This is a genomic window from Streptomyces sp. NBC_00344 (assembly GCF_036088315.1).
GTDB lineage: Bacteria > Actinomycetota > Actinomycetes > Streptomycetales > Streptomycetaceae > Streptomyces.
In genome coordinates, this window is record NZ_CP107996.1 from 5375377 (window position 1) to 5388891 (window position 13515).

The window sequence follows — 13515 nt, forward strand, 5'->3', positions numbered from 1 at the left end:
TCGCGTGTCTCCCCGATCCTGTCACGCACTGCCCGGAGGCTTTGCGGGCAGGTGTGCGGAGGTCCGCGTTGTCAGTGCTCCGTGGCAGGATCGGTCCCGTGGCAAAGACAGCATCGAAGCAGACCGAAGACACCCGCCCCCGCCTGCTCCTCATGGACGGGCACTCTCTGGCGTACCGGGCGTTCTTCGCGCTGCCCGCGGAGAATTTCACGACCGCGAGCGGTCAGCCGACGAACGCCATCTACGGCTTCGCGTCGATGCTGGCGAACACGCTGCGCGACGAGGCGCCCACCCATTTCGCGGTGGCCTTCGACGTGTCCCGCAAGACCTGGCGTTCGCAGGAGTTCCCCGAGTACAAGGCGAACCGCTCCAAGACTCCTGACGAGTTCAGGGGGCAGGTCGAGCTGATCGGCGAGGTTCTCGACGCCATGCATGTCGACCGCTTCGCGATCGACGGGTTCGAGGCCGACGATGTGATCGCCACGCTCGCCACCCAGGCGGAGGCGGCCGGTTTCGATGTGCTGATCGTCACCGGTGACCGGGATTCGTTCCAGCTGATCACCGACCGGGTCACCGTGCTCTATCCGACCAAGGGCGTCTCCGAGCTGACGCGTTTCACGCCGGAGAAGGTCGAGGAGAAGTACGGGCTGACCCCGCAGCAGTATCCGGACTTCGCCGCGCTGCGCGGCGATCCCTCCGACAACCTTCCGGGTATTCCGGGGGTGGGGGAGAAGACGGCAGCGAAGTGGATCAATCAGTTCGGTTCGTTCGCCGAGCTGGTGGAGCGGGCGGCCGAGGTCAAGGGCAAGGCAGGGCAGAATTTCCGGGATCATCTGGAATCGGTGAAGCTCAACCGCCTGCTCACCGAGATGGTGCGTGACGTCGAGCTGCCGAAGGGGCCTGCGGACCTGGAGCGCGCGGCGTACGACCGTGAGGCGCTGGCCGGGGTTCTGGACGTGCTGGAGATCCGCAATCCGAGTCTGCGTGAGCGGCTGCTGGCCGTCGATCCGGGTGCGGGCGAGGCGCAGCCGCCCGCCCCGGCGGCCGGGGTGGAGCTGGACGGTTCGGTGCTGGCGTCCGGCGAGCTGGCGCCCTGGCTGGCTGAGCACGGCGGGCAGCCGCTGGGTGTGGCCACGGTGGAGACGTGGGCGCTCGGCTCGGGCAGCGTCAGCGAGATCGCGCTGGCGGCCGCCGGCGGAGCGGCCGCCTGGTTCGACACCACCCAGCTCGACGAGGCGGACGAGCGGGCCTTCGCCGGATGGATCGCGGATGCCGCGAGCCCCAAGACGATGCACAATGCCAAGAACGCCATGCGGGTCTTTCCCGAGCACGGCTGGAGCGTCGAGGGTGTCGCCATGGACACCGCGCTCGCCGCGTATCTGGTGAAGCCCGGCCGGCGCTCCTTCGCGCTGGACGCCCTCGCCGTCGAGTACCTGGGACGCGAGCTGGCGCCCGCCGCGTCCGGCGACGGGCAGCTCGCTTTCGGTACGGACGAGCAGGCCGAGGCCGAATCCCTGATGGCACAGGCCCGTGCGGTCCTCGACCTGGGCGAGGCGTTCGGTGAGCGGCTGAAGGAGGTCGGCGCGGCTGGTCTGCTGCACGACGTCGAGCTGCCCACCTCGATCCTGCTGGCTCGTCTGGAACGCCATGGCATCGCCGCCGACCGTGCCCATCTGGAGGCGATGGAGCAGCAGTTCGCGGGTGCGGTGCAGCAGGCGGTGAAGGAGGCGCACGCCGCGGTCGGGCACGAGTTCAACCTTGGTTCGCCCAAGCAGCTGCAGGAGGTCTTCTTCGGCGAGCTGGGTCTGCCCAAGACCAAGAAGACCAAGACCGGGTACACCACGGACGCGGACGCGCTGGCCTGGCTCGCCGCCCAGACCGACCACGATCTGCCGGTGATCATGCTGCGCCACCGTGAGCAGGCCAAGCTGCGGGTGACGGTCGAGGGCCTGGTCAAGATGGTGGCCGGGGACGGACGTATTCACACCACGTACAACCAGACGGTGGCCGCCACAGGCCGGCTGTCGTCCACCGACCCCAATCTGCAGAACATCCCGGTGCGCACGGACGAGGGCCGTGCCATCCGCCGGGGGTTCGTCGTCGGCGAGGGGTACGAATCGCTGATGACCGCCGACTACAGCCAGATCGAGCTGCGGGTGATGGCCCACCTGTCGGAGGACGAGGGGCTCATCGAGGCGTTCGCGTCGGGGGAGGACCTGCACACCACGGTCGCCTCCCAGGTGTTCGGTGTGGAGAAGTCCGCGGTCGACCCGGAGATGCGCCGCAAGATCAAGGCGATGTCGTACGGACTGGCCTACGGGCTCTCGGCGTTCGGGCTCTCCCAGCAGCTGAACATCGAGGCCGGTGAGGCCCGCGGGCTGATGGACACCTTCTTCGAGCGGTTCGGCGGGGTGCGGGACTATCTGCAGCGGGCCGTCCAGGAGGCCAGGGTCACCGGCTACACCGAGACCATGCTCGGCCGGCGCCGTTATCTGCCGGACCTCAACAGCGACAATCGCCAGCGCCGCGAGATGGCCGAGCGGATGGCTCTCAACGCCCCCATCCAGGGCACCGCGGCGGACATCGTGAAGGTGGCCATGCTGAAGGTCGACCGGGCGCTCTCGGAGGCCGGCCTGACCTCCCGGATGCTGCTCCAGGTTCACGACGAAATCGTGCTGGAGATCGCTCCCGGTGAGGGCGGCAGGGTCGAGGAGATCCTGCGCAGGGAGATGGCCGCCGCGGCCCAACTGCGCGCCCCGCTCGATGTGTCGGTGGGTGTGGGCACGGACTGGGAGTCCGCCGCGCACTGAGGTCTCCGGGTTCTGCGCGGATCGGAGCTGAAGAATCGGTTAAAAGCGGTCACTTGCCGGTGTTGTGGTGCCGGGAGTTGTCGTAGTGTCACCGGAGTCCCGCGCTGGGGAGCGCGATCGGCAGTCGACGGGGAGGGACCACACGTATGGCACCGCATTTCGGGAGTCGGCTGCGCAAGGGGGCGACAGCGACGACGGTTGCCGCGCTGGCGGTGGCGGCGATGACCGCCTCACAGGCGCCGGGGGCCGTGGGCAGTGAGTCCCCCACAGGCCGGCCGGCAGCGGATGCCGCGCCACCGCCGGGCACTCCCGTCACCGGCGGTTCGCCGTATTTCACGGACCTTCCGCCGCTGACCACACCGGACCAGCAGCCGGCCACGGCCGGCACCCCCGCGGGTGAGGCCGAGGCGGGGATCCCCGCCTCGGTGCTCGCCGCCTACAAGCGCGCGCAGCAGACGGTCGCGGGCACCGACGCGAGCTGTCACCTTCCCTGGCAACTCCTCGCCGCGATCGGCAAGGTCGAGTCCGGCCAGGCGCGCGGCGGCCGGGTGGACTCCGCGGGTACCACCCTCTCGCCGATTCTCGGACCGGTGCTCGACGGCGTCGGCTTCGCCAATATCTCCGACACCGACCACGGCCAGTACGACGGCGACTCGACCCACGACCGTGCGGTCGGCCCGATGCAGTTCATCCCCGCGACCTGGGCCACCTGGGGACAGGACGGGAACGGCGACGGGCGCAAGGACCCCAACAACGTCTACGACGCGGCACTTGCCACGGGCCGCTATCTCTGCGCCGACGGGCGGGACCTCGCGGGCAAGCACGACCTCGATCAGTCGATCCTGGGCTACAACCACTCTCAGGCGTATCTGAGCACGGTGCTGTCCTGGTTCGAGTTCTACCGGAAGGGCAGCCACGGTGTCCCGGACGGCACGGGTCCGCTTCCCGCCGGCACCGGCCCCGGCGGCGAAGGGTACGGCTCAGGCGGCACCAGCCACGACAAGGGCAGGGATACCGGCGGCAGTTCGGGTGGGGCGACACCTCGGCCGACCGCGTCCCCCGAGCCCAGGCCGACCAAGACGGGCTCCGGTTCGATCTCGACGCCCGCCCCGTCGAAGAGCGGCACGCCGGCCCCTTCGGGCAGTGCGAGTGCGTCGCCCTCCGGGTCTCCTTCTCCGTCACCGAGCGGCTCAGGATGTCCTTCGCCGTCGCCTTCCGGCAGCGCGAGCCCCAGCCCTTCGCCCTCGGACAGTGCGAGCCCGAGCCCTTCGCCCTCGGGATCGGCGAGCCCGTCACCCACCCCTTCGGGCAGTGCGAGTGCGTCGCCCTCACCCTCCGGGTCTCCCACTCCGTCGCCGAGCGGCAGCGTCCCGAAGCCCTGCTCGACGCGATAGCCGCCGGCCGGCGGTGTCCGGCCGGCCCGGCCTCACACCTGACGCGGTGTCGGGCCGGGACCGGTCCGGGCTCCACAGCCCGAACGGCTTCCGGCCGGGCCCCCAGGCCGGGCACGGGGATTCCCGCAGCCGAGTCCGTGCCCCCTAACTCCTGCCCTGCTCGCGCTGCTGGCGGGCCTTGGTATGCCGCGTCGGCTCCGCCACCGAGGGATCCTCGGGCCAGGGGTGCCGTGGATAACGGCCGCGCAGTTCCGCTCGCACCGACCGGTAGCCCTCCCGCCAGAAGGACGCCAGGTCGGCTGTGACAGCGGCCGGCCGGCCGGCCGGGGACAGCAGATGCACCAGCACCGGCACGCCCGCCACGGCCGGGGTCTCGGCAAGCCCGAACACCTCCTGCAGCTTCACCGCGAGCACCGGCTGGGGGCCGTCGTAGGTCAGACGCACCTTTGACCCGCTCGGTACCTCGAACCGTTCGGGCGCCAGCTCGTCCAGCCGCGCGGCCTCGCCGGTCGCCCACGGCAGCAGCCGGTTCAGCGCCTGACCCGCCTCGATCCTGCCCAGGTCCGCCTTCCTGCGCGCCCGGGACAGCTCCGGTTCCAGCCACTCGCCGGTGCGGGCGAGCAGCGCTTCGTCCGAGACGTCCGGCCAGCCGCCACCCACCTCTCTGTGCAGAAAGCCCAGCCGCTGCCGCAGCTCACGGGCATGCGGTGACCAGCGCAGCAGCCCCAGCCCTTCGCGGCGCAGCCCTTCGGCGAGCGCTGCGCGCACGAGAGCGGGATCCGGATTCTTCAGCGGCCGAACCGTGAGTTCGACGGCTCCCAGACGTTCCACCCGCCGTGCGATGACATCGCCGTTCTCCCAGCGGACCTCCTCGCCGGCGGTCAGCAGATGGCCCGCGGCGAGCCGCGCGGTCTCCTCGTCGATGACGGCCGCCAGACGGATCCGGGCCGAGGGTGCGATGGCGGGCCGGTCGGCGACCGCCACCGCGAGCCAGTCCGCGCTGCGCAACCGGGAGCCCGCGGCCGAATCCGCCCCGGTCCCCGACGCCATCAGAAAGCTTCCTCCGCCCCGGCTCCGCGCGACCCGCTCGGGGAACGCCAGAGCGGCGATCAGCCCGGCAGCCGCGTCGTCACCCTGCACAGCCCCGCGTCCCGCAGCCCCGCGTCCCGCACCGGCGCCGGCCGGGCCCGAAGAGAGCCGGCGGGTCTCCTGGCGCCAGCGCGCCGCGTAGGCGTCACCGCCGGCTCGCGCCGCACGCCAGGCCGCCGTCAGATCGTCCCCGTAGTCGCGGGGCGGCTCCTCGCTCAGCAGCGCGACCACTTCCGCTGCGCGCCGGGTACCCAGCTCATCCGCGCCGTCGATCAGTGCCCGCGCGAGACGCGGGTGCAGTCCGAGCCCCGCCATCCGTCCACCACGGCGGGTGGCCCGGCCTGCCGTGTCCACCGCGCCGATCGCGGCCAGCACCTCACGGGCCGCGGCCATCGCTCCGGCCGGCGGCGGATCGAGCAGGGCGAGCCCGGCGGCCGAAGGGTCGCCCCAGCAGGCTGCCTGCAGAGCGAAGGCCGCCAGGTCGGCGACCTTGATCTCGGGGGAGGGGAAGCGGGCGAGCCGGGTGTCCTCGGCCTCCGTCCAGCACCGGTAGACGGTGCCGGGAGCCTCCCGGCCCGCCCGGCCCGCGCGCTGACGGGACGCCGCCTGCGAGACCCGTACGGTGGTGAGCGCGCTCAGTCCGCGCGCGTGGTCGGTGCGGGGCTCCCGGGCCAGACCGGCGTCGACGACGACCCGCACGCCGGGGACGGTGAGCGAGGACTCGGCGACCGAGGTGGCCAGCACCACCCGCCGTCTGCCCCCGGCCCCGGCCAGGACCGCGTCCTGCACAGCGGCCGGCGCCCTGCCGTGCACCTGGAGCACCTCCGCGTCCAGAGCGCTCAGCTGACCGGCGACCCTGCTGATCTCGCCGACCCCGGGCAGAAAACACAGCACGTCCCCGGTCCGCTCCGCCAGCGCCCGCCGGACCACCGATGCCACATGGGTCAGCAGGGCGGGATCGACCCGCATCCCGTGCGGTGGGCGTACCGGCCCGGCGGGCGGCGCCCACACCGTCTCCACCGGATGCGCGGTCCCCTGCGCCTCGACCACCGGGGCATCCCCGAGCAGCCGCGACCATCCCTGGGCGTCGGTCGTCGCCGACGCCGCCACCAGCCGCAGCTCCGGTCGCAGCGCCGCACGTACATCCAGCAGGAACGCCGTGACGGTGTCCGCGTCCAGATGCCGTTCGTGGCATTCGTCGATGACGACCACATCGACGCCGGCCAGCTCCTGGTCGCGCTGCAGGCGCTGCAGCAGGACCCCGGTGGTGACGACCTCCACCACGGTCCCGGGCCCCACCACCCGCTCGCCGCGCACCGTGAAACCGACTCGTCCGCCTGTCTGCTCACCGAGCAGCCACGCCATTCGCCTGGCCGCGGCCCTGGCCGCGATCCTGCGCGGCTCGGCGACGATCACTCGGCGCGCCGGAGCGCGCCCGGCGCCGTCTGCGGCAAGGCCGGCCAGCACCAGCGGCACGAGCGTCGTCTTGCCGGTGCCCGGAGGGGCGCAGAGCACCGCGGTCCCGTGCTCGTCGAGCGCTCGCTCCAGCGCGGGCACCGCGGTGCGGACGGGAAGCGCGTCGAGCGCGCCGGTACGGATCATCCGCCCAGTGTCGTACGTCAGCCGCGCGCGCCGTCCCGCGCGTCATCCGGTCCTTCGTCGCGCACACAGACGAAGATCGCCGAGCCGGGGATCAGCTTGCCGCGCAGCGGGGACCAGCCGCCCCATTCCGAGGTGTTCCAGCCGGGCCACTGCGGCTCGACCAGGTCCACCAGCCGGAAGCCGCCGGCCACCACGTCCCGCACCCGGTCGCCCAGGGTGCGGTGGTGCTCGACATAGACGGCGTTCCCCTGTTCGTCCTGCTCCACGTAGGGCGTCCGGTCGAAATACGACGAGGAGACCGTCAGGCCCTCGGGCCCCGGCTCGTCGGGGAAGGCCCAGCGGATCGGGTGCGTGACCGAGAAGATCCAGCGCCCGCCGGGCCGCAGAACCCGCCTGACCTCGCGGAAGACCGTCACCGGGTCGGCGACGAAGGGGACCGCGCCATAGGCGGAGCAGGCCAGGTCGAAGGAACCGTCACGGAACGGCAGGACTGACGCGTCGGCCGTCACCAGTGGGACGCCGGCGCCGCCGTTCTCCCCGATACGCAGCGCGTGCTGGAGCTGACGGTGCGAGACGTCGAGGGCCACCGGGCGCGCGCCCTGGGCGGCCAGCCAGCGCGAACACTGGGCAGCACCGGCACCGATCTCCAGGACATCGAGCCCCTTGAGCTCATCGGCGGGGCCCAGAAGCTCGGCCTCCACCTCGTCGAGGCCCTCGGGGCCCCAGACGAAGCGGTCGTCGCCCAGGAAGGAGCCGTGCTCGTTCTGGTACTCGTCGGCGTTTCTGTCCCACCAGCCCCGGTTGGCCCGGCTGCTCTCGGTGTCCCCGGCGGCACGCCGGGTCGCTTCGGGCTCGTACTCTTCGCTCATCGTGCCTGTCTGTATCGTCGGGATTCCACAGCGGCCGTCCGTCGACCGGGGCCGACGGGGCCGATCTGGCCTCGTCAAACCGAAGTTGTGCCGGGATTGCGGCGATCCGCCCCGGGTGTGCGCCTTCGCGCATTGACCGTGTCCGGCCGTCCCCGTATGCTACAAGTTGCGCTGCGAGCCTGCGCTCCTCAGACCTAGCAGGCTGCGCTTGCATCTGTTGTATGTCCCCTCGGTTATCGAGGCGCCACCGACGTGTTCGGCAACGAACATCGACCGGATCGGCGCTTTCTATGCTGTCCGGCGTCTGCAGAGGCGATACGGGCTCCCGGCGTAGCAGTACCTACGACTTCAATGTCCGTACCGGAGCCCTTTCCCACATGACGAGCAGCACCGAGACCACCGCCACCACGCCGCAGGTTGCGGTCAACGACATCGGCGACGCGGACGCGTTCCTCGCGGCGATCGACGAGACGATCAAGTACTTCAACGATGGCGACATCGTTGACGGCGTCATCGTCAAGGTTGACCGGGACGAGGTCCTCCTCGACATCGGTTACAAGACCGAAGGCGTCATTCCGAGCCGCGAGCTCTCGATCAAGCACGACGTCGACCCGAACGAGGTCGTCAAGGTCGGCGACGAGATCGAGGCCCTGGTTCTCCAGAAGGAGGACAAGGAAGGCCGCCTGATCCTCTCGAAGAAGCGCGCTCAGTACGAGCGTGCCTGGGGCACCATCGAGAAGATCAAGGAAGAAGACGGAATCGTCACCGGTACCGTCATCGAGGTCGTCAAGGGTGGTCTCATCCTCGACATCGGCCTCCGTGGCTTCCTGCCGGCGTCCCTTGTCGAGATGCGTCGTGTCCGCGACCTCCAGCCCTACGTGGGCAAGGAGCTCGAGGCGAAGATCATCGAGCTGGACAAGAACCGCAACAACGTGGTCCTGTCCCGCCGCGCCTGGCTCGAGCAGACCCAGTCCGAGGTGCGCCAGACGTTCCTCACGACCCTGCAGAAGGGTCAGGTCCGCTCCGGCGTCGTCTCCTCGATCGTCAACTTCGGTGCGTTCGTGGACCTGGGTGGCGTCGACGGTCTCGTGCACGTCTCCGAGCTCTCCTGGAAGCACATCGACCACCCCTCCGAGGTTGTCGAGGTCGGCCAGGAAGTCACCGTCGAGGTTCTCGACGTCGACATGGACCGCGAGCGCGTCTCGCTGTCGCTCAAGGCGACGCAGGAAGACCCGTGGCAGCAGTTCGCCCGTACGCACCAGATCGGGCAGGTCGTTCCCGGTAAGGTCACCAAGCTTGTTCCGTTCGGTGCGTTCGTGCGCGTCGACGAGGGCATCGAGGGCCTGGTCCACATCTCCGAGCTGGCCGAGCGCCACGTGGAGATCCCGGAGCAGGTCGTCCAGGTCAACGACGAGATCTTCGTCAAGGTCATCGACATCGACCTCGAGCGCCGCCGCATCAGCCTCTCGCTGAAGCAGGCCAACGAGTCCTTCGGTGCCGACCCGGCCTCGGTCGAGTTCGACCCGACGCTGTACGGCATGGCCGCGTCGTACGACGACCAGGGCAACTACATCTACCCCGAGGGCTTCGACCCCGAGACCAACGACTGGCTCGAGGGCTTCGAGACTCAGCGCGAGGCCTGGGAAGGTCAGTACGCCGAGGCGCAGACGCGCTTCGAGCAGCACCAGGCCCAGGTCATCAAGTCCCGCGAGGCCGACGAGGCCGCCGCTGCCGAGGGTGCTGCCGCCCCGGCCGCCGGTCCCGGTGCGGGTGCGGGTGCCTCCAGTGGCGGTTCCTACTCCTCGGAGTCGGACGACAACTCCGGCGCCCTGGCGTCGGACGAGGCCCTGGCCGCGCTGCGCGAGAAGCTGGCCGGTGGCCAGAGCTGACGCTCGGGTCCCAGCTGGTGAATAGCTGAAGAAGTGAGGCCCGTCCCCTACGGGGGGCGGGCCTCACTCATGCCCGGGTGCCGCCTCAGGATGTGGTGCCGATACGCGGACGCCCTTTGTCCGTCCCCCGGGCGCCGGCGTGGACGTCCGTTTCCGTTGCCCGGCGCGGACGTCCTCGTTCCGTGCCCGTCCCGCGGTGCCGGCGCCCCGGCCCGTGGCCGTCCTGGCCGGTGTCGCGGATCTGCGTCTTCCCGGCACACCGCGCTGCTTCACGCCCCCTGCCCGTCCGGCCGCGCGTACGAGTTGACCGGGAGGGGCGTGGGCGGGAATGCCCGTGCCCCGCGGTGCGTTCTTCCCCTTGAACACGAGGAGGAGCGGTAATCGTGCTTGATCCGCAGGACTTGTACGCATGGGAGCCGAAAGGCCTGGCCGTCGTCGATGTGGCGCTGGCCCAGGAGTCGGCGGGACTTGTCATGCTCTACCACTTCGACGGGTACATCGACGCGGGCGAGACCGGTGACCAGATCGTCGAGGGTCTGCTGGAGACCCTCCCCCATCAGGTGGTGGCCCGTTTCGACCACGACCGGCTCGTCGACTACCGGGCGCGCCGGCCCCTGCTGACCTTCAAGCGCGACCAGTGGGCGGACTACAAGACGCCCACGCTCGACGTCAGGTTGGTGCAGGACGCCACGGGAGCGCCTTTCCTGCTGCTGTCGGGACCCGAGCCGGATGTGGAATGGGAGCGGTTCTCCTCGGCGGTGGAGCAGATCGTCGAAAGGCTGGGGGTGCGCCTCTCGGTGAACTTCCACGGGATCCCGATGGGCGTCCCGCACACCCGGCCGGTCGGCATCACCCCGCACGGCAACCGCACGGACCTGATGCCGGGACACCGCTCGCCCTTCGACGAGGCGCAGGTGCCCGGGAGCGCGGAGTCGCTGATCGAGTACCGGCTGGCGCAGAAGGGGCACGATGTCCTCGGCGTGGCCGCGCATGTGCCGCACTACGTCGCCCGCTCCTCGTACCCGGATGCCGCGCTGACCGCGCTCGAAGCGGTGACGGCGGCGACCGGCCTGGTGCTGCCGGGGGTCGCGCACTCCCTGCGTACGGAAGCCCAGCGCACCCAGGACGAGATCGAACGGCAGATCGGCGAGGGCGACGAGGAACTCGTCTCGCTCGTACAGGGACTTGAGCACCAGTACGACGCGCTGGCCGGGTCCCAGACGCGCGGCAACCTGGTCGCCGAAGCGGTCGAACTGCCGTCGGCCGACGAGATCGGCCGCGAATTCGAACGCTTCCTCGCCGAGCGGGAGGGCGAGCTCTAGGCCATGCTCGGGAATTCGTGCCGTCCGCCCGGAGCGCCGGGCAGGCGCGGCTTCCCGGACATGGCCCGGGGGAGGGCAGGGCACCCGGCGGGGACCTGCCGGACACCTGCCGGGGACCACGGGACAGCCCTTAGGCTCTGTGCATGCTGAAAGTGGGGTTGACCGGCGGAATCGGTGCCGGCAAGAGCGAAGTGTCCCGGCTGCTCGTCCGTCACGGCGCGGTCCTTGTCGACGCCGACGCAATCGCCCGGGAGGTGGTGGAGCCCGGAACCCCCGGGCTCGCCGCCGTGGTCAAGGCGTTCGGCGAGTCCGTGCTCACCGCGCGGGGAACTCTGGACCGGCCGAAACTCGGCTCGATCGTGTTCTCCGACGCGGCCCGTCTCGCGACGCTGAACGCGATCGTGCACCCGCTGGTCGGCGCCCGCTCGGCAGAGCTGGAGAGCCGGGCGGGAGCGGACGCGGTCGTCGTGCACGACGTACCGCTGCTGACCGAGAACGGTCTCGCCCCGCTCTACGACCTGGTCGTCGTGGTGGACGCGTCGCCGGAGACCCGGCTGGACCGGCTGGTGCGGCTCCGCGGGATGCAGGAATCCGAGGCGCGCTCGCGGATGGCCGCCCAGGCCACCCGGGAGCAGCGCCGATCGATCGCCGATGTGCTGATCGACAACGACGGTTCGCTGGAAGCGCTGGAGCCGCAGGTGAGCAGGCTCTGGTCGCATCTGTCACGGCGGGCGGCCGGCACCCCGGCTGATCGAGCGGGGCTCACCGAAGAGTAGCGACCGGGCGGGACGGCTCGGCGCGAGCATCGTGAAAGAAGGGACAGGACGGATGTCGCACAGCACCCCCGAGACCCACGTCATCGACTACCGCGCGGCGGAGCAGCTGCTGGCAGCGCGTGATCCGCGTGGTGCGGTGAAGCTTCTCGACGAGGTCGTCGCAGCCCACCCGGAGAACACCGCGGCCCGCCTGCTGCGTGCCCGTGCGTTCTTCCTGGCAGCTCAACTGCGTCCGGCCGAGCTGGAGTTCCAGCTCGTACTGGAGCGTGAACCGGACAATGCCTTCGCTCACTTCGCGCTCGCCCGCACCTTCCAGCGGGCCGGCCGTCCGGAGCAGGCCAGGCGTCACTTCCGGCTCGCCGCCGCGCTCGATCCGAAGCCCGAGTATCTTCAGGCGGCCCGCTTCGAGCCGGGGGGCTGACGGGAACGGCCGCCCGGACACGTTCGTTCTGCCGTACATGAGCGTTCGGATGCGTGAGGGATACAAGGGGACGGGTCCTGGAGAGAGGACGCCTGACGGCTGTTCGGTCGAGCTCTACAAGCGGCTGCCTGTCGGCAAAGAGCCGGATGTCATCGCCGCGGCAGTTCCGGCCGGGGCGACCGTACTCGAACTGGGCAGCGGTGCGGGCCGGGTCACCCGGCCGCTGCTCGCGCGCGGGTTCGCGGTGACCGCTGTCGACGAGTCGCCGGAGATGCTGGCGCAGATCGAGGGCGCCCGCACGGTCTGCAGCCCGATCGAGCGGCTCGACCTGGGCGAGACCTTCGACGTGGTCATGCTCGCCTCGTTCCTGGTGCACGCGGGCGACCCGCAGGTGCGCCAGGGCCTGCTTCGCACCTGTCGGCGGCACGTACGGGACGGCGGCTGCGTGCTGATCCAGCGTGAGGGCCAGGACTGGCACACCGACGTGCCGAGGGAGCGGGACAACGGCGCCGGGACCGTACGGATCGTGTCCGCGACGCCCGTCGGCGACGGGGTCGACTCGATGCTCTGCGAGTACGTCTATCCCGATGCGAGGTGGTCGCAGACCTTCCTGTCGCGTCCGCTGACCCGCCAGGAGTTCGAGGGGCATCTGCACCGGGCGGGGCTCGCCGTGGACACGTATCTGACCGAGGACGGAACCTGGGTGCGGGCGCTGCCCGCCCCGCCAGGCCTGTGAGCGGCCCGCGCCGGCGGCCTGCCCACTGCCCCGGAGGCTGCGGGCCGCCGCCCGGTGTTCAGTGCACCAGGGAGTAGCTCCGCCAGGTCCGCAACGGTGGCGTCACCCTGGCGTTCAGGGTGGTGGCGTTGTACGACGACGGAGTGCCCGTGCAGCCGCGGCCCGGGTACAGCACCATGTCGATCATGGTGTGGTTGGCGACGGCCTTGGCACCGCCGCGCAACAGCGGGTGGCAGCGGGTGACCCCCGGGTTGGAGACGGTGACGACCCTGTCGGTGGGGGTGACGTACGAGATGGTGCCGACGGCGCTGCGGCCGAGGCCGGAACATCCGGCGACGGCGAAGGGCAGGATCAGAGCCCCGGCGATGACGCCGAGACGCCGGTGATCGGACATGGGCGGTCCCGTCTCTGCGGAGAGTCACTGGTGGGAGCAACCCTGCCGGGTGCCGGACCGCACGGCATCCGGGGGGCCGCCGCCCGGGGGACGGCGGCGCCCAGGGCCCGTTTCGTCCGACGGTTCCCGGCGAGGGCCTGGCGGTGGCCGGAGCCGGGAAGCGACGGGCGGACGCCCGCCGGACTCCGGGGCAGGGCCTCACCGCGGATCCAT

Annotated in this window: 10 protein-coding genes; 7 read left to right on the forward strand and 3 right to left on the reverse strand. The window is 70.9% G+C overall.

The genetic code is table 11. The features are described 5' to 3' along the window. Positions 1-98 precede the first annotated feature (98 nt). Positions 99-2810 carry a DNA polymerase I gene (gene polA / locus OHS16_RS24250; protein ID WP_328539356.1) on the forward strand — a complete coding sequence of 904 codons (2712 nt, stop codon included), beginning with the start codon at positions 99-101 and terminating at the stop codon, positions 2808-2810. A gap of 146 nt (positions 2811-2956) precedes the next feature. Continuing rightward, positions 2957-4204, forward strand: a complete 1248-nt coding sequence (locus OHS16_RS24255) for a lytic transglycosylase domain-containing protein (RefSeq protein WP_443042687.1) — start codon at positions 2957-2959, stop codon at positions 4202-4204. A 144-nt stretch (positions 4205-4348) separates the two neighbouring features. On the opposite strand, the gene hrpB is transcribed toward OHS16_RS24255, so the two are convergent. Together hrpB and OHS16_RS24265 are read right to left on the reverse strand one after the other, a co-directional pair. Then, positions 4349-6895, reverse strand: coding sequence for an ATP-dependent helicase HrpB (hrpB, locus tag OHS16_RS24260; protein ID WP_328539357.1), 2547 nt, complete (start codon positions 6893-6895; stop codon positions 4349-4351). Positions 6896-6912: 17 nt separating this feature from the next. Then, positions 6913-7764, reverse strand: coding sequence for a class I SAM-dependent methyltransferase (locus OHS16_RS24265; RefSeq protein WP_328539358.1), 852 nt, complete (start codon positions 7762-7764; stop codon positions 6913-6915). Between the two features lie 377 nt (positions 7765-8141). Between OHS16_RS24265 and rpsA the strand changes: the two genes are divergently transcribed. The 5 genes from rpsA to OHS16_RS24290 all read left to right on the forward strand — a co-directional run bounded on the left by rpsA (position 8142) and on the right by OHS16_RS24290 (position 12908). Continuing rightward, the gene (rpsA, locus tag OHS16_RS24270; RefSeq protein WP_328539359.1) at positions 8142-9653 is read left to right on the forward strand and encodes a 30S ribosomal protein S1; all 1512 of its coding nucleotides are present in this window, start codon (positions 8142-8144) and stop codon (positions 9651-9653) included. A 383-nt stretch (positions 9654-10036) separates the two neighbouring features. Continuing rightward, positions 10037-10975, forward strand: coding sequence for a PAC2 family protein (locus OHS16_RS24275; RefSeq protein WP_328539360.1), 939 nt, complete (start codon positions 10037-10039; stop codon positions 10973-10975). Between the two features lie 143 nt (positions 10976-11118). Continuing rightward, on the forward strand, positions 11119-11751 hold the full coding sequence (gene coaE / locus OHS16_RS24280) for a dephospho-CoA kinase (RefSeq protein WP_328539361.1): 633 nt from the start codon (positions 11119-11121) through the stop codon (positions 11749-11751). A 52-nt stretch (positions 11752-11803) separates the two neighbouring features. After that, positions 11804-12172 carry a tetratricopeptide repeat protein gene (locus OHS16_RS24285; RefSeq protein WP_328539362.1) on the forward strand — a complete coding sequence of 123 codons (369 nt, stop codon included), beginning with the start codon at positions 11804-11806 and terminating at the stop codon, positions 12170-12172. A gap of 49 nt (positions 12173-12221) precedes the next feature. Then, positions 12222-12908, forward strand: a complete 687-nt coding sequence (locus tag OHS16_RS24290) for a class I SAM-dependent methyltransferase (protein WP_328539363.1) — start codon at positions 12222-12224, stop codon at positions 12906-12908. Between the two features lie 58 nt (positions 12909-12966). On the opposite strand, the gene OHS16_RS24295 is transcribed toward OHS16_RS24290, so the two are convergent. Continuing rightward, positions 12967-13302, reverse strand: a complete 336-nt coding sequence (locus OHS16_RS24295) for a hypothetical protein (RefSeq protein ID WP_328539364.1) — start codon at positions 13300-13302, stop codon at positions 12967-12969. Positions 13303-13515: the final 213 nt, after the last annotated feature.

What these genes read in the sequence shown, in the direction of transcription:
- coaE (WP_328539361.1), top strand. Translation starts at nt 11,119, where the DNA reads ATGCTGAAAGTGGGGTTGACCGGCGGAATCGGTGCCGGCAAGAGCGAA.
- OHS16_RS24255 (WP_443042687.1), top strand. Translation starts at nt 2,957, where the DNA reads ATGGCACCGCATTTCGGGAGTCGGCTGCGCAAGGGGGCGACAGCGACG.
- OHS16_RS24295 (WP_328539364.1), bottom strand. Translation starts at nt 13,302, where the DNA reads ATGTCCGATCACCGGCGTCTCGGCGTCATCGCCGGGGCTCTGATCCTG.
- OHS16_RS24265 (WP_328539358.1), bottom strand. Translation starts at nt 7,764, where the DNA reads ATGAGCGAAGAGTACGAGCCCGAAGCGACCCGGCGTGCCGCCGGGGAC.
- OHS16_RS24290 (WP_328539363.1), top strand. Translation starts at nt 12,222, where the DNA reads ATGCGTGAGGGATACAAGGGGACGGGTCCTGGAGAGAGGACGCCTGAC.
- rpsA (WP_328539359.1), top strand. Translation starts at nt 8,142, where the DNA reads ATGACGAGCAGCACCGAGACCACCGCCACCACGCCGCAGGTTGCGGTC.
- hrpB (WP_328539357.1), bottom strand. Translation starts at nt 6,895, where the DNA reads ATGATCCGTACCGGCGCGCTCGACGCGCTTCCCGTCCGCACCGCGGTG.
- OHS16_RS24285 (WP_328539362.1), top strand. Translation starts at nt 11,804, where the DNA reads ATGTCGCACAGCACCCCCGAGACCCACGTCATCGACTACCGCGCGGCG.